Origin of the sequence: Ideonella sp., assembly GCF_041287625.1 — a bacterium.
GTDB lineage: Bacteria > Pseudomonadota > Gammaproteobacteria > Burkholderiales > Burkholderiaceae_C > Ideonella.
Window position 1 is genome coordinate 31,687 of the sequence record NZ_JBGGNH010000061.1, and the last position, 15,501, is coordinate 47,187.

General features: G+C 69.5%; 16 protein-coding genes. 9 read left to right on the forward strand and 7 right to left on the reverse strand.

The features are described from left to right. Positions 1-3 precede the first annotated feature (3 nt). Positions 4-1,107, forward strand: a complete 1,104-nt coding sequence (locus tag ACAH41_RS22675; protein WP_325653357.1) for a hypothetical protein — start codon at positions 4-6, stop codon at positions 1,105-1,107. Between the two features lie 72 nt (positions 1,108-1,179). On the opposite strand, the gene ACAH41_RS22680 is transcribed toward ACAH41_RS22675, so the two are convergent. Continuing rightward, on the reverse strand, positions 1,180-2,142 hold the full coding sequence (locus ACAH41_RS22680; protein WP_325653359.1) for a tetratricopeptide repeat protein: 963 nt from the start codon (positions 2,140-2,142) through the stop codon (positions 1,180-1,182). A gap of 167 nt (positions 2,143-2,309) precedes the next feature. On the opposite strand from ACAH41_RS22680, the gene purE reads away from it, so the two are divergent. Genes purE through ACAH41_RS22700 form a run of 4 tightly spaced genes read left to right on the forward strand, consistent with a single transcriptional unit; the run spans position 2,310 to position 6,088 of the window. Next, positions 2,310-2,807, forward strand: coding sequence for a 5-(carboxyamino)imidazole ribonucleotide mutase (gene purE / locus ACAH41_RS22685; RefSeq protein ID WP_325653361.1), 498 nt, complete (start codon positions 2,310-2,312; stop codon positions 2,805-2,807). Further along, entirely contained in the window at positions 2,804-3,997 is a 1,194-nt protein-coding gene (locus tag ACAH41_RS22690) for a 5-(carboxyamino)imidazole ribonucleotide synthase (RefSeq protein WP_325653363.1), read from the forward strand. Before purE ends, ACAH41_RS22690 begins: the two co-directional genes overlap by 4 nt. A gap of 13 nt (positions 3,998-4,010) precedes the next feature. Beyond that, entirely contained in the window at positions 4,011-5,003 is a 993-nt protein-coding gene (locus ACAH41_RS22695; RefSeq protein ID WP_325653365.1) for an L-threonylcarbamoyladenylate synthase, read from the forward strand. Between the two features lie 47 nt (positions 5,004-5,050). Next, complete coding sequence (locus tag ACAH41_RS22700) at positions 5,051-6,088, forward strand: hypothetical protein (RefSeq protein WP_325653367.1); 1,038 nt, start codon at positions 5,051-5,053, stop codon at positions 6,086-6,088. 51 nt (positions 6,089-6,139) lie between these two features. Here ACAH41_RS22700 and dacB read toward each other — a convergent pair whose 3' ends face one another. After that, complete coding sequence (gene dacB / locus ACAH41_RS22705; RefSeq protein WP_325653369.1) at positions 6,140-7,615, reverse strand: D-alanyl-D-alanine carboxypeptidase/D-alanyl-D-alanine-endopeptidase; 1,476 nt, start codon at positions 7,613-7,615, stop codon at positions 6,140-6,142. Between the two features lie 90 nt (positions 7,616-7,705). Here dacB and tsaB point away from each other — a divergent pair, with 90 nt between their 5' ends. The 3 genes from tsaB to ACAH41_RS22720 are packed head-to-tail and all read left to right on the forward strand — an operon-like array spanning position 7,706 to position 9,856. After that, positions 7,706-8,419 carry a tRNA (adenosine(37)-N6)-threonylcarbamoyltransferase complex dimerization subunit type 1 TsaB gene (gene tsaB / locus ACAH41_RS22710; RefSeq protein ID WP_325653371.1) on the forward strand — a complete coding sequence of 238 codons (714 nt, stop codon included), beginning with the start codon at positions 7,706-7,708 and terminating at the stop codon, positions 8,417-8,419. Further along, positions 8,416-9,012: a ribosomal protein S18-alanine N-acetyltransferase gene (gene rimI / locus ACAH41_RS22715; RefSeq protein ID WP_370538484.1), complete on the forward strand. Its 597-nt coding sequence runs from the start codon at positions 8,416-8,418 to the stop codon at positions 9,010-9,012. Before tsaB ends, rimI begins: the two co-directional genes overlap by 4 nt. Beyond that, positions 8,999-9,856, forward strand: coding sequence for a uracil-DNA glycosylase (locus ACAH41_RS22720; RefSeq protein WP_325653373.1), 858 nt, complete (start codon positions 8,999-9,001; stop codon positions 9,854-9,856). Before rimI ends, ACAH41_RS22720 begins: the two co-directional genes overlap by 14 nt. Here the strand turns inward: ACAH41_RS22720 and glmU are convergent. From glmU to ACAH41_RS22745, 5 genes are all read right to left on the reverse strand, one after another. Continuing rightward, positions 9,853-11,238 (reverse strand): bifunctional UDP-N-acetylglucosamine diphosphorylase/glucosamine-1-phosphate N-acetyltransferase GlmU, encoded by a 1,386-nt coding sequence (gene glmU, locus ACAH41_RS22725; protein ID WP_325653375.1) that lies wholly within the window; start codon positions 11,236-11,238, stop codon positions 9,853-9,855. The two genes, ACAH41_RS22720 and glmU, sit on opposite strands and share 4 nt — an antisense overlap. Before the next feature lie 70 nt (positions 11,239-11,308). Then, on the reverse strand, positions 11,309-11,920 hold the full coding sequence (locus ACAH41_RS22730) for a DUF4136 domain-containing protein (RefSeq protein ID WP_370538485.1): 612 nt from the start codon (positions 11,918-11,920) through the stop codon (positions 11,309-11,311). A gap of 129 nt (positions 11,921-12,049) precedes the next feature. Then, a complete protein-coding gene (gene ttcA / locus ACAH41_RS22735) occupies positions 12,050-13,033 on the reverse strand; it encodes a tRNA 2-thiocytidine(32) synthetase TtcA (RefSeq protein WP_325653378.1) in 984 nt (327 codons plus the stop codon). A gap of 6 nt (positions 13,034-13,039) precedes the next feature. Beyond that, on the reverse strand, positions 13,040-13,435 hold the full coding sequence (locus tag ACAH41_RS22740) for a dihydroneopterin aldolase (protein ID WP_325653380.1): 396 nt from the start codon (positions 13,433-13,435) through the stop codon (positions 13,040-13,042). A 5-nt stretch (positions 13,436-13,440) separates the two neighbouring features. After that, positions 13,441-14,301, reverse strand: a complete 861-nt coding sequence (locus ACAH41_RS22745; RefSeq protein ID WP_325653381.1) for an SDR family oxidoreductase — start codon at positions 14,299-14,301, stop codon at positions 13,441-13,443. An 18-nt stretch (positions 14,302-14,319) separates the two neighbouring features. Between ACAH41_RS22745 and ACAH41_RS22750 the strand changes: the two genes are divergently transcribed. Continuing rightward, on the forward strand, positions 14,320-15,495 hold the full coding sequence (locus ACAH41_RS22750) for an SAM-dependent methyltransferase (protein ID WP_325653383.1): 1,176 nt from the start codon (positions 14,320-14,322) through the stop codon (positions 15,493-15,495). The last annotated feature ends 6 nt before the right edge of the window (positions 15,496-15,501 follow it).

A 15,501-nucleotide genomic window follows, 5' to 3' on the forward strand; every position in this document is an offset into this window, starting at 1 on the left:
CGCATGGCCTCCCGTCTGATCGAACGGCTGGACGCGGCAATCGTCAGCGCCGACGACCCTGTCCAACGCGAATGTCTGAAGGCCGAGCGCGCCGGCGCGCTGGCCCGCCACGGCCTGCTGGCCGACGCCCGCTTTGCGCTCGCCGGCCTGCGCACCCAGAGCCAGCGGCGGCGCTCGGCCCGACTCAGTGCCTGGGTCTGGCTGGTCGACGGGCAGATCGATCACTTCGAGGCGCTGGCGCCCAAGGCCAAGGACAAGTTCCGCCGCAGCCGCGAACTGGCCATCGAGGCTGGCGACACCGCGATGCAGGCCCTGGCTTCGGCCTGGCTGGCCAGCTGCAGCTGGAACGAGTCCAGCATGACGCAGATGGCCGGGCAGCTGCGGGAGACGCTGCAGTTGGCCGCGCCGGACCACCACAGCGCCCGGGCCCGCGCCGGCTTGGTGCTGGCCGATGCCTACCGCTTCGCGGGTGACGACGAAGCCTCGCAGGTCTGGTACCTGAAGGCCCGCACCCATGCCAGCGCCGACGGCGACGGCTCGATGATCAGCGCGCTGCTGCACAACATCTCGGCCATGCGTTCGGCCCGCATCGGGCTGGACGATGCCTTTGGCCGCACCGACCTGGACGTGGCCGCCAAGGCCTTGCTGGAAGCCGAATCCACCGCGAACTACGACTGGGGCGCCGGCGCCGTGGCGTTGACGGCGATGGTGCCAATCCAGCTGCGCGCGCAGTTGCTGGTCGTGCTTGGCCGTTTCGACGAGGCCGTGGCCTTGTTCGATGCCTACCTGGGCCGCGCCCGCAGTGAAGGCCTGGCCTATCGCGAGCCGCGTTTCCTGGCCGACCGGGCTTGGTGCCATGTGCGCAGCCAGCGCCTGACCGAGGGCCTGCGGGATGCGCGCCAGGCCGAGCGTGGCCTGGCCTCGCAGTTCGATGCCGACGACTGGGCGGCGACCCACGCCCGCCTGGCCTGTGTGTTTGGCGCCTGCCAGCTGCCCGACGAAGCGGCGGTGCACCAGGCCCGCGCCGAAGAGTCGCTGGCGCTGCACAAGGTGCATCAGCAGTCGATGCGCGAAACCCTGGCGACCACCCTGAGCGAAGTGATCTGAATCGATGGGGGCACCCGGCCTCCTCGCCGTGGGGACCATCCGACGCCGGCTGCTCTGGCCATCAACAAGGGTTCAGAACAGCACCATGCTGAGCTTGCGGCGGTACTGGTCCAGCACAGGATCGGACGAGGTCACCGCGGCCTTGCCGGCGATTTCCAGCGTGCCTTTGGTGGCGGCCTCCGCTGCGGCCTTGGGCGCGGGCTTGGTCATCAACTCCAGGATGGCCACGTAGGTCTTGCGCGCCAGGTCCTGGCTCCAGGCCTTGTCGCGCATCAGGATCTCCAGCAGTTCGTCCATCGCTGCGGTCGGCTCGCCGGCCACCAGCAGTTGCTGGGCACGCTCGAAGCGTGCATCGAAGTCACGCTTGTTTGCTGCGATGGCGGCGTCCAGCTCGGCCAGCGGGCGGGCCTGTGCCCGGGCCTCGGCGGCCTTGAGCCAATGCTCCACGGCGGAGAAGCGGGCGTCGGACAGCACCTTGGCTGCGGCGGGCTCGAAGGCGTGGCGGGCCTGCTCGATGCGGGCCGGTTCGTCGCGTGCCAGGCTCAGCAGCAGCTTCAGGTAGTCCAGCCGCGCGTTGTCGTTTGCGGGGTCGATGGCGACCGCTTCCTGCAGCTTGGCCAGCACGTCTTCCACGTCGCCACCTTCGGCCATCAACTGCTCGGCCTCTTCGGCTTCGGCCTCGGCTTCCAGTTCGTCCTCGGTCGGCACATGCTTGGCAAGGAACTCGCGGATCTGCGCTTCCGGCAGCGCGCCGACAAAGCCGTCCACCGGCTGGCCTTGCGAGAACATCACGCAGAAGGGGATGGAACGCACGCCAAAGGCCTGGCTCAGCTGGCCGGCGATCTCGGGTTGCTCGTCGCTGTTGAGCTTGGCCAGCAGGAAGCGGCCGTCGTAGTCGGTTTCCAGCTTTTCCAGCACCGGGCTGAGCGACTTGCAGGGGCCGCACCAGGGCGCCCAGATGTCGAGCAGGACCGGCTGCTGCATCGAGGCTTCGATCAGCTCGGCCTGGAAATTCTCAATGGTGATGTCGATCATGGTGTTCTTGGAAAAGCTGGCGGGTAGCGTGGGCCGGGCACTGTTTTCAGGCGGTTTGACGGCCCGCTTCAAGCCACCGGCGGCAGGGTCGCAAATGAGGCCTCACCGGCTGGAAACAAGCGCAGCCTAAAATCCGCGTTTTGTGTGATCCGGAGTCAGAAGCCTTGATGAACAGCGCCTCGCCCGTGGTTGGCATTGTCATGGGGTCGTCCAGCGACTGGGAGACCATGAAGGCCGCGGCCCAGATTCTCGCCGAGTTCGGCATCGCCCATGAGGCGCGTGTTGTCTCGGCCCACCGCATGCCGGACGAGATGTTCGCCTATGCCGAGGCTGCGCAGTCGCGTGGCCTGCAAGCCATCATCGCCGGTGCCGGCGGGGCAGCCCACCTGCCTGGCATGCTGGCTGCCAAGACGCTGGTGCCGGTGCTAGGCGTGCCGGTTGCCAGCCGGCACTTGCAAGGGGTGGATTCGCTGCATTCCATCGTCCAGATGCCCAAGGGCATTCCGGTCGCGACCTTCGCGATCGGCGTTGCCGGGGCCGCCAATGCTGCGCTGTTCGCGGTGGCCATGCTGGCCAGCCAGGACGCCGCGCTGCGCCAGCAACTGGCCGCCTTCCGGACGCGCCAGACCGAAGTCGCGCGGGCGATGACGCAGGACTTGCAATGACCCAGCCGAAAGTCGACCGGCCCCTGCTGCCCGGGGCCACGCTGGGTGTGATGGGCGGCGGCCAGCTGGGCCGGATGTTCGTGCACGCCGCGCAGTCCCTGGGCTACCGCACTGCAGTGCTGGATCCGGACCCTGACAGCCCGGCCGGGCTGGTCTCGCATGGCCACATCCAGGCCGATTACCTGGACCCGGCCGGGCTGGCGTTGCTGGCCGACGTGGCCGATGCGGTGACCACTGAATTCGAGAACGTGCCGGCGCAGTCGCTGCGTGTGCTGGCCGAGCGCAGGCCGGTGGCGCCCGCGGGCGACGCGGTCGCGATCTGCCAGGACCGGGCCGACGAGAAGGCCCATTTCGGTCGCGCCGGCGTGCCCTGCGCACCGCATGCGGTGATCCGCAGCGAGGCCGACCTGGCGGCAGTGCCGGCCAGCCTGCTGCCCGGCATTCTGAAGACTGCGCGCATGGGCTACGACGGCAAGGGCCAGGCGCGCGTGAACGACGCGGCCGAGCTGGCGGCCGCCTGGCAGCGCCTGGGCCGCGTGGCCTGCGTGCTGGAGCAGCGGCTGCCGTTGCTGCGCGAGTTGAGCGTGATCGTCGCGCGTGGCGCCGATGGCCAGCTGGTGAACTTCCCGGTCCAGCAGAACCTGCACCGCGACGGCATCCTGGCCGTCACCGAAGTGCCGGCGCCGGACATCTCGCCGCAGCTGGCGCAGCAAGCCGTGCAGTGTGCGGCGGCGATTGCCGCCGAACTCGGCTACGTCGGCGTGCTGTGCGTCGAATTCTTCGTGCTGGCGGACGACGATGGCGGCGAGCCGCGGCTGGTCGCCAACGAGATGGCGCCGCGCCCGCACAACTCCGGCCACTACACGCTCAACGCCTGCGATGTCTCGCAGTTCGAGCTGCAGGTGCGCGCCATGACCCGGCTGCCGCTGGCGCCGCCGCGCCTGCATTCCTGCTGCGTGATGCTGAACCTGCTGGGCGACCTGTGGCTGCGCGACGGCGAGGCCGCGCCGGTGACGCCCGCCTGGGAGCAGGTGCTGGCCCTGCCTGGTGCCCACCTGCACCTGTACGGCAAGACCGATGCCCGGCCCGGCCGCAAGATGGGCCACCTGACGCTGACCGGCCCGGACGCCCAGGCGGCCCGCGACACCGCGCTGCGTGCTGCCGCGCTGCTGGGCCTGCCCGCTTTCTGAGCCCGCCGCCGAGATGAGCATTCTCCAGGGCGGTGACCCGGCCGCGATCACCTTGGCTGCCCAGCGCCTGGCCGCCGGCGAGCTGGTGGCGCTGCCGACCGAGACCGTCTACGGCCTGGGCGCGCGGGCCGACAAACCGGCCGCAGTGGCGCGCATCTTCGCCGCCAAGGGCCGGCCCAGCGACCATCCGCTGATCGTTCACGTGCCCGACGTGGCCGCAGCGCAGGTTTTCGCCGCCGGATGGCCGGCCAGCGCGCAGCGATTGGCCAGCGCTTTCTGGCCGGGGCCGGTCACGGTCATCGTGCCGAGGCGGGCCGGCCTGGCCGAAGCCGCTGCGGGCGGGCAGGACAGCATCGGGCTGCGCTGCCCGGCGCATCCGGTTGCGCTGGCGGTATTGAAGGCAGCCGCCACCCTTGGCGTGCCGGGCGTGGCCGCGCCCAGTGCCAATGGCTTCGGCCGGGTCAGCCCGACGAGTGCCGCCCATGTGGCCGGCGAATTTGGCGAGGACCTGCTGGTGCTGGACGGCGGCGACTGCGAGGTCGGCATCGAGTCGACCATCGTCGACTGCAGCCGCAGCAGGCCGGTGTTGCTGCGTCCTGGCCGCCTGACGCGCGCCGAATTGGAGGCCGTGCTGGGCGAGCCGCTGCAGGACCGCGACGCGGCGGCGCCGCGCGCGCCCGGCACGCTGGAGGCGCATTACGCGCCGCGTGCCAAGGTCAGGCTGATGGACGCTGCGCAGTTGCAGGCCGCGCTGCAGGTGCTGGGCGACGGCGAGCCGGGGGCCAAGCCGCTGGCAGCGGTATATTCCCGCACGGTGCGGCCGGCCAGCCGGCGCATGCCTTACCGGGCCATGCCGCAGGACGCAGCGGCCGCCGCCCACGAATTGTTTGCAGCACTGCGCGCGCTCGATGCGCTGGGCGTGCCGCTGATCTGGATCGAAACCCCGCCTGCCGACGCCGCCTGGGAGGGCGTGCGAGACCGGCTGCAACGCGCCGCGGCCGCCTGAACGGCCTGCGCTGCGCCACACCTGAGTTGAATGACACTGGAGCCATGATGACGTTTTTGTTTCCTGCCCGCCAACTGCTGCGTGGCCTGGGCGCCGCGCTGCTGTCGGCCGGCCTGCTGGCCGCCTGCGGCGGCAGCACTTCTCGCGTGGACCAGTTCATCCCCACGCGACTGATCGTGCTCGGTGACGAAATCAGTGCGCTGGTGGACCGTGACGGCAACGGCAACGGCTACAACTTCGCGATGAACGGGTTGAACCCCAGCGACACGACCAACGGCACCATCGCCTGCAATCTCACCGTTCAGGAAATCTGGGTGCAACGATTGGCTGGTCAGTTTGGACTTGCCTTCAAGGAGTGCAACCCCAGCGCGCTGAACGAAGACCAGCTGCAGGCCTACATGCTGGCCCGTTACGGTGCCACGGTGCGCACGCTGGAGCCGCAGGTTGACGCTTTCCAGGCCAACATCGTGCATGATCCCTTGGGCAACAAGGACTTGATCACCGTGCTGGTCGGCGTCAACGACATTGTCGAGATCTTCCAGGACAACCTGAACTTCAGCGCCGAAGGTGAGAAGGTCGCCGAAGCCCAGAACCGCGGCGCGCAGGTTGGCGCGCTGGTGAACAAGCTGGCCGGCCTGGGGCCGCGGGTGCTGGTGAGCCAGATCTTCGACGTCGGCCTGAGCCCCTGGGCGCTGTCGCAAGGCGCGGCCGAGGCGAAGACCATGACCAGCATGAGCGACGCCTTCAACACCGGCTTGCGCCTGGCGCTGATCAATGACGGCACCAAGATCGGCCTGCTCTCGCTGAACGACATCGTCGCCAACCTGAACCGCTATGGCGGCTACAACACCTCGGACCTGGCCTGCAACGAGGACCATGTCGAGACCATCAACGGGGTGGACGCCGACGCCGATGGCTACCTGGACGGCGGCGACGCGCTGGGCACCTGTACCACCGCGACCGTGACCTCGGACACCGCAGCCACCAAGAACCTGTGGGCCGATGGCTTGCGCCTGATCGCTCCGTTGGCGCAGGCACAGCTTGGCAACGCTGCCATTTCGCGCGCCGTGAACAACCCGTTCTGATCAGGCCCTGCCTGGTCTCACAAGCGCCGCCTTCAGGGCGGCGCTTGTCTTTCAGCGCTTCGCATCGTCGATTGCCCATTGCGCCAGTGCATCCAGCACCGGCCGGCCGGCGCCGGCCAGCGGGTGGTTCAGCATGGCCACCACCACGTAGCGCCGGCCGCTGTTGGACAGCACAAAGCCGGCAACCGCATTCACATCGCGCAGCGAGCCGGTCTTCAGGTGGGCGCGGCCCAGCGTGGTGCTGGAGCGGCGCAGCGTGCCGTCCATGCCGCTGACGGGCAGCGACGAGATCAATTCCGGCATCACCGGGCTTTGCCAGGCCTGCGCCAGCAGCAGCGCCAGTGCCTGCGCGCTGACCCGGCTGTCGCGCGACAGCCCCGAGCCATTGGCCACCACGACCTCGCGCTGCACCGCATCCCCCAGCCGCGCCTGCAGCCAGCGCTGCAGCAGCGCGCGGGCGTCCTCCGGCCGCGAGCCACTCAGGCTGGCGTCGGCCCGCGTCGCGCCGGGCAGGCTGAGGAACAGTTGCTCGGCCATCACGTTGTTGCTGAACTTGTTGATGTCCCGCACCACCTCGGCCAGCGGCGGCGAGCGTTGCTCCCAGGCCGGCTTCAGCCCCGCGGGCACAGTGCCGTCCAGCACCTTGCCGCCCAGCCTGCCGCCCAGCTCGAACCAGGTCTGCGCCAGCAGCCGCGCGTTGAAGCTGGCCGGGTCGCTGTAGGCGACGGGCCAGGGCTGTTCGCCGCAACTGGCCGGGTAGCGGCCGGTCAGCCGCACCTTGCCCGGGTCGCTCCAGTCGGGCTTCAGTGCAGTGCGCCAGTCCTCGCACGGGCCGGCGGCCAGCGGCACGCTGGTGTCGGCCGCCACGCCGGCCAGCAGCGGCTCCATGCTGACGCTGGCGATGCCATGGGCCGGGTCCGGCCGCAGCGTCAGCGTGAAGGCCTTCAGGTTCAGCAGCAGCGGGTCGGGCCGCACGTTGTAGGGCCGGCTGGATTCGCCATCGAAGTCGGCCGGCGAGCTGGCCGGCAGGGACCACGCGCTGCGGTCCAGCACGATGTCGCCGCGGATCTCGCGCACGCCCAGTTGCTGCAGGTGGCGCAGCATCAGCCACACGCGCTCCATCACCAGTGTCGGGTCGCCGCTGCCTCGCAGGTACAGCGAGCCTTCGAGCACGCCTTCGCGCACCGGGCCGCCGAAGTAAACAGGGGTGCTCCAGGTCCAGGCCGGGCCCAGCAGGTCCAGCGCGGCAAAAGTCGTCAGCAGCTTGAAGACCGAGGCCGGGTTGACCGGCTGGGCCTCGTTCCAGCGCAGCAGCGGCGGGCTCTGCTCAGGCCCGTTGCGCACCTCCTGCACGACGGCGGACAGCGCGCTTTCCGGCAGCTTGGCGCGGCGCAGCGCAGCCTGCACTTCGGCGGGCAGCGACTGGACTTCCGCGCCCAGGGCCGTTTTCGCCAATGGCGCCAGCGCCACGATCAACAGTGCCGCGAAGACCGGCCGGCGGCATCTGCGAGGGAGGGCAAGGTGCATGCGGAAATGATCGCACGGCTACACTTCCGCGATGCGCGTTGCCTCGTCTTCTCCCTGGTCCGGTCCGTCAGCGCGCGGCCGGCGAGCCTCATGAAGCTGCTGGCGCTGGACACCGCCACCGAGCAGATGGCCGTGGCGCTCTGCCATGGCGATCGGGTCCTCGCGCGCAACGAAACCGGTGGCGCCGCGGCCTCGGCCACGCTGATCCCGCTGGTGCTGTCGCTGCTGGCCGAGGCCGGCCTCGCGATGACCGAGCTGGACGCGATTGCCTGTGGCCAGGGCCCCGGGGCCTTCACCGGTTTGCGCACGGCGGTGTCGGTCACCCAAGGCCTGGCCTTTGGGATCGGCAAGCCGGCGCTGTGCATCGACAGCCTGCTGATCGTCGCCGAAGACGCCCGCGGCCAAGGTGCCGCCGTTGCGGGCGAAGTGCTCTGGGTCGCGATGGACGCCCGCATGGACGAGGTCTACGCCGCCGCCTATGTGCACGACGGCCAGCGCTGGACCACGCTGCACGCGCCTGCGCTCCATGACCTGGAGACGCTGCAACTGCGCTGGGCAGCGCAGCCGCCGCGGCACGTTGCCGGCAACGCGATGCAAGCCTTCGGCGAGCGCCTGCCTGTGCCTGCCCAGGCGCAATGCTGGCCGCAGCAGGCCGACCGTGCCGCCGCGCTGTTGCGGCTGGCCCGCGCCGCCTGGGCCGATGGTGCCGCTGTGCCGCCCGAACAGGCCTTGCCAGTCTACGTTCGCGACAAGGTGGCGCTGACCACGGCCGAGCGCCAAGCGTTGAAGGCCAGCCAGGCATGAGTGCGCGCCCCGAGATGCCCGAGCCCGCTGGCCTGCCGTCCTGGCCTTCGCTGGATGGGATGGCGCTGCGCGCGATGACGATGGCCGACCTGGACCTGGTCTGCCACCTGGAGCAGCAGGCCTACAGCTTTCCGTGGAGCCGCGGCAATTTCACCGATTCGCTGGCCGCGGGTTATGCCGCCTGGCTGCTGATCGACCCACCGGCGCCCGGTGTTCGCCGGGCCGAGCGCCAGCCGGGCTGCCTGGGCTATTACGTCGCGATGCCGGGTGTCGAGGAAGCGCATTTGCTCAACATCACGGTGGCCCCCGCTGCCCAGGGGCGGGGCCACGCGCGGCGGCTGCTGGCACACTTGGCCACGCAAGCCTGGGCCGAAGGCGCACGCACGCTGTGGCTGGAGGTGCGTGAGAGCAACCATCGCGCGCGTCGGCTCTACGCCTTCAGCGGTTTCACTGAAGTTGGCCGCCGCAAAGCCTATTACCCGGCCGGCCAGGGCTTGCGCGAAGATGCGGTGGTGATGCGCGCCCTGCTGCAGGCGCCCGGCCTGTTGCCAGCCCAGCTGGGTGGTGCAGAGGATTCACATGGCCTGGTCTGAACGCCAGCAGGCGATGCTGCGCGGCATGGGCCTGAAGGTCTGGGTGCCACCGCCTGCCGCAGAACCGTTGCTGGACACGCCGCCGCCACCTGCTGCTGTGGCGCCGCCCGCCCAGGCGATCGAGCGGCCAGCGCCGGCCGCGCAGGTGCAAGCACAGGTGCAAGCCGCGCCCGTCTCCGCGCCTGCACTCGCACCTGTGGCCCGGCCCGCGGCACCGGCGCCGGTGGCCGTGCATGTGCCGCGCAGCGACAGTCCGGTCGGCAGCATGGACTGGCCGGCACTGCGCGAGGCCGTGGCAGGCTGCACCGCCTGCAGCCTGTGCGAAAGCCGCACGCAGACGGTGTTCGGCGTCGGCCATGCGAACGCCCACTGGATGATCGTCGGCGAAGCGCCGGGCGAGCAGGAAGACCGGCTCGGCGAGCCCTTTGTCGGCGCCGCCGGCCAGTTGCTGGACCAGATGCTGAAGGCCGTGGGCCTGACCCGCCAGGACGGTGAGGCTGTCCAGCAGGTCTTCATTGCCAACACGCTGAAGTGCCGGCCGCCGCGCAACCGCAATCCGCTGCCCGAAGAGCTGGCCCGGTGTTCGCCCTTCCTGTCGCGCCAGATCGAGCTGGTGCAGCCCAAGCTGATCCTGGCCATGGGGCGTTTCGCGATCCAGCAGTTGCTGGGCACCGACGAATCGGTCGGCAAGCTGCGCGGCAGGGTGCACCAGCATGCCGGCGTGCCGGTCATCGTCACTTACCACCCGGCCTATTTGCTGCGCCAGCTGACCGAGAAGGCCAAGACCTGGGAAGACCTGTGCCTGGCGATGTCGGTTTACCGTCGCCAGTTAGCCAGCGCCTAGCTCTTCTTGGCCTTCACCGGCCGCGTCCAGTTCGGCAGGCTGAGCTGCTTGGCGCGGGACACGGTGAGCTGGCCTGCGGGCGTGTCCTTGCTGATGGTCGAGCCGCCGCCAATCGTGCCGCCGGCGCCCAGCGTGACGGGTGCGATCAGCACGCAGTTCGAGCCCACGTGCACGTCGTCGCCAATCACCGTGCGGTGCTTGTTCGCGCCGTCGTAGTTGGCGGTGATGCTGCCGGCGCCGTAGTTCACGCGCGCACCCACGGTCGCGTCGCCCAGGTAGGCCAGGTGGTTGGCTTTGGCGCCATCGGCCAGCGTCGAGTTCTTGACCTCGACGAAGTTGCCGATGTGCACCTCGCGGCCCAGCACCGCGCCCGGCCGCAGCCGCGCAAACGGGCCGATCAGCGAGCCTTCGCCGACCGTCACGCCATCCGCCTCCCCGTCGATGTGGGTGAATGGGCGGATCTGCGCGCCAGCGGCGATGGCGGCGTTGCGGATCACGCAGTTCGCGCCGACCTGCACGCCGTCGCCCAGCGTCACCGTGCCTTCGAAGATGCAGTTGACGTCGATCTCCACGTCCTGCCCGCAAACCAGCGTGCCACGCTGGTCAAAGCGCGCCGGGTCGGCCAGGCGCACGCCGGATTCCATCAATGCGTCGGCCTGGCGGCGCTGCAGCCGGCGCTCCAGGTCGGCCAGTTGCGCGGGGCTGTTGACGCCCAGCACCTCGGTCTCGTCGGCCGGCTGCGCGCTCACCACGGGCACACCCTCGGCCACCGCCATCGCGACGATGTCGGTCAGGTAGAACTCCTGCTGCGCGTTGTCGTTTTTCAGCGCGGCCACCCAGCGCTTCAGCAGCGCCGTCGGCGCGGCCATCATGCCGGTGTAGACCTCGCGGATCTGGCGCTGCGTCTCGCTGGCGTCCTTGTGCTCGACGATGGCCTGGATCGCCTGACCGTCCGCGCTGCGCACGATGCGGCCGTAGCCGGTGGCGTCGGCCAGCGTCACCGTCAGCAGCGCCATGCGCTCGCCGCCGCAGGCCTCGGCCAGCGCCTTCGCGGTGGCCGGGCGGATCAGCGGCACATCGCCGTTGAGGATCAGCGTGGTGCTGGCCGCGTCGTCCAGTGCCGGTACCGCCTGCTGCACCGCGTGGCCGGTGCCCAGCTGCGGCATCTGGCGCACGCAGCGCACATCGGTGCCGACCGTGGCCTCGACCGCCTCGGCGCCGTGGCCGGTGACCAGCACCGTGCGCTGCGCCTGCAACTCGGCACTGCTGCGCAGCACATGCTGCAGCAAAGGCAGGCCGGCCAGCTTGTGCAGCACCTTGGGCAGCGCGGAACGCATGCGGGTGCCCTTGCCCGCGGCCATGATCACGACGTTCAGGTTCATGCCGTGATTATCGGCGGCGCGGAAAGCGAAACGGCACCCGAGAGCGCCGTTGCCTGCGGTGTCCGAATCGTCAGCCTGGCAGGCTGGCCGTCACATCGTGCGGCTCGCTCTGCACCGCTGGAAAGCCCTTCATTGCCGCGCTGAACATCGCCGTGAAGATGGCGGTGCCGCCTTGCGTGGTGCCGTCGCTGGAGGCTCGCGCTTCGTACAGCGCCTCGCCGCTGCTGCGGTCGCGGATCAGCACCGCGACCTCGCGGGTGTAGCCCGGGTTGCGCAGCGCGTAGTCGCGCCAGTACGGGCCGGCCCAGGGCGTGCCCACCCAGCGCGGGCCCCACGGGCGCACCCACAGCGGGTCGTCCCAGGGCGAGCGGTCCTGGCGGTCGAAGCGGGCGCCGATCTGCACCAGCACGTCGGCCTGGGTGCCGGGCGCCGCGGGCACGAAGCCGGCGGCGGTCAGCCCCGGCAGTGCCATCTGCTCGACGGCATCCTGGTCCTTGGCATGTGCCTGCTGCGAGGGCAGCCGGTCGAAGGCGAAGGTGCCAGGCTTGCGCTCGGCCGGCCAAGTGCCGAAGGTGGTGACCTGGCTGGTCAGCATGTTCCAGCCGGCGCAGCCGGCCAGCGTGAACAGCGCCGTGGCGGCGGCTGCGGCACCCAGCCATCGGCGACGGGAAGAAGGTGGCATCCGGAAAACAGCTTGCACGGGAATCTCCTTGATGTTGGCGCTGCTGAGCCGCAGCGCGCCGTCAACTGCTAACGGGCCAGGTCCGAGCTCCGCTGACCGTGCACCTGTCGGTTTCCGGTCAAGGCGCGCTCAGGTCCAATCGAGCTTGATCGTCTGGACCGCGCCCTCGCCCGTGCCGCCCGGCGTGCTGCCGCAGTCCTCGTCCTCATCGAAGGCCTTGTCGCCTTGCGGGTCCGGTGTGCCGGTGGCGCGCATGCTGGCAAACGGGTAGAGCTTGCGGTCCATCAGGTGAGACAGCGAGATGTTGCCCATCGCGGTGAACATGTTGTCGATGCGGCCCGGGTACTGCTTGTCCCAGTCGCGGATCATTTGCTTGATCAGCACCCGCTGCAGGTTGTCCTGGCTGCCGCACAGGCTGCACGGGATGATGGGGAACGCGCGGTGCACGGCCCACCTTTCCAGGTCGGTCTCGGCCACGTAGGCCAGCGGGCGGATCACCACATGCTCGCCGTTGTCGCTCACCAGCTTGGCCGGCATGCCCTTCAGGCGAGAGCCGAAGAACATGTTCATCAGCATCGTCACGACCATGTCGTCGCGGTGGTGGCCCAGCGCGATCTTGGTCGCGCCCAGCTCCTTGGCCACGCGGTACAGGATGCCACGCCTCAGCCGCGAGCACAGGCTGCACATCGTCTTGCCCTCGGGGATCAGGTTGGTGACGATGGAATAGGTGTCCTGCTCCTCGATGTGGAAGTCCACGCCGCGGCTTTTCAAGTAGGTCGGCAGCACGTCTTCCGGGAAGCCGGGCTGCTTCTGGTCCAGGTTCACCGCGACGATGCTGAACTTGATCGGCGCGCGCTGCTGCATGTTCAGCAGGATGTCCAGCATCGCGTAGCTGTCCTTGCCGCCGGACAGGCAGACCATGACCTTGTCGCCGTCCTCGATCATGTTGAAGTCGGCGATCGCCTGGCCGACCTGGCGGTGCAGCCGCTTGCTCAGCTTGTTGTTCTCGAAGGCGGCCTTCTTGGCCTTCTTGTTGGCCTCGGCTGCTTCCGCCGTCTCGGCGGCAAAGGCTTCGGCGGCGCGCAGGCCCTCGGTGTCAGTGGAAGCGTTCATGGCGGCTCAATCCTTCAGGCCGAAGACTTCGACGCCCACCGCGTCGCAGTCCGGGTAGACATCGGGCTTCTCGGTCGAGACCCGCGCGGCGCGCACGCTGGGGTGGGCCAGCATCAGCGCCAGCACCTCGTCGCACAAGGTTTCCTGCAGATGGATGTGGCCCAGCGAAACCCGCTGCGCGATGCTGCGGCGCATGAAGTCGTAGTCCAGCACCTCGTGCAACTCGTCGGCCTTGGGCGTGGACATGGCCAGCGGCACGAACAGTTCAATGTTGAACAGCACCCGCTGCTCGCCCTTCTTCTCGAAGTCGTGCACGCCGATGTTGATCCACACCTCGTAGTTGCGCAGGAACAGCCGGCGGCAATCGGCCAGGCGCGGATGAAGCAGGGCAGTGGTCGACATGGCGATCAGCTTTGCGAAGAAGAAGCGGGAAGGGCGGCGGCGGCGGCCTGGGCCTGCGCCAGGAACAGCACGTCACGCGACTGTGCGCTCAGGTGCTGGCCACCGTCCACCAGCAGCGTGGTGCCCGTGATGGCGGGCGACTCGATCAGGAACAGCACCGCACGCGCAATGTCGGCCGGGCTGGACGAGCGCTGCAGCGGGGTCATGCGGCTGGCCTGTGCCAGCTCCGCCTCGGTCATCGGGCCGGACGCCAGCGTGACGCCTGGCGCCACGCCGACCACCCGCACGCGAGGCGCCAGCGCCTGGGCCAGCAGCACCGTGGCCTCGCGCAGCGCAGCCTTGCTCAGCGTGTACGAAAAATAGTCCGGGTTCGGGTTCCAGAGCTTCTGGTCCAGCAGGTTGACCACGCAGCCGTTTGCGGCGGTGTCGGTCGCTGCGCGCTCGCTCACATGCGCAGCCAGTGCCTGCGCCAGCTGCACCGGGGCTGCCGTGTTCGCGGCCCAGTGGCGCGCCATCGCCTCGGTGCCGGCGCTGGCCGCATCGTCGTATTCGAACAGCGACGCGTTGTTGACCACCGTGTCCAGCCGGCCCAGGCCGGCCACCGCGGCGGGCACCAGCGCCCGGCATTCGGCCTCGTCCCCGAGCTCGGCCTGCAGCACGGCCACCCGTGCGCCCAGCATCCGCAACTCGGCCGCGGTCGTGTCGGCCTCGTCATCCCATTGCCGACAGTGCAGCGCCAGGTCGTGCCCGTGGCGCGCCAGGTGCAGCGCGATCTCGCGGCCAATGCGCCGCGCGCCGCCGGTGACCAGCGAAACCGGGCGTACGCCAGCGGGCGGTGAGGCGGCAAGGGAGGAGGGCGAAGCCATGGAACCTACAATCTCGCGATGCGAAAAAGCCAACCCGACAGTGTATCGGTGCCGCCGGAACAGCGGCCGGGTGAGGCCTTGCCCGGCGCTGCGTCTGCCGACTTGCGCACGCTGATCGCCGAAGCCATCACCGTCAACGGCGGCTGGCTGCCGTTTGACCGTTTCATGGCCATGGCCTTGTACCAGCCCGGCCTGGGCTATTACGCCAACAGCAGCCGCAAGTTCGGCCTGATGCCGCAAAGCGGCAGCGACTTTGTCACCGCCCCGGAGCTCACGCCGCTGTTCGGTCAGGCGCTTGCGGTGCAGGTCGCGCAGGCGCTGCGCGAAAGCGGCACGACGGAAATCTTTGAATTCGGCGCCGGTTCCGGCGCGCTGGCCGAGCAGTTGATCAGCGCACTGGACGCGCTGGGCCAGCCGCTCACTCGCTACACCATCATCGACCTCAGCGGCACGCTGCGCGCCCGCCAAGCCCTGCGCCTCGCGCGCTTTGGCGAGCGGGTCTCATGGGCCAGCGAATGGCCGGCCGCGATGCAGGGCGTGGTGGTCGGCAACGAGGTGCTGGACGCGATGCCGGTGCAACTGCTGGTGCGCCAGCCCGAGGGCGGCTGGCACGAGCGCGGTGTGGTGCTGGGCGAAGCCGGCGAGCTGGTTTTCGCCGACCGGCCCAGCGAGCTGACGATTCCCTTCATCGACGTGGAAGGCGGCCCCGTGCTGCCCGGCATGGTCACCGAAATCCACCCGCAGGCCGAGGCCTTCATCCACAGCCTGGCCGAACACCTGCAGCGCGGCGCGGCGTTCTTCCTGGACTACGGCTTCCCCGAAGCCGAGTACTACCACCTGCAGCGCCACCAGGGCACGCTCATCGCGCACCGGCTGCACCAGGTTGACCATGACCCGCTGGGCGACCCGGGCGAAAAGGACCTCACCGCGCACGTCAACTTCACCGGCATTGCGCTGGCCGGCCAGCAAGCCGGGCTGGACGTGATCGGCTATACCAGCCAGGCGCATTTCCTCTTCAACTGCGGCATCGCCGAGATGATGGCTGGCGCCGAGTTGCGCGAACGCGCCATGGGCCAGAAGCTGGTCACCGAACACGAGATGGGCGAACTGTTCAAGGTCATCGCCTTCGCCACTCCCGGCCTGCAGTTCAACCCGCTGGGCTTTGCGCACGGCGACCGCATGCACCGGCTATGACGGGAA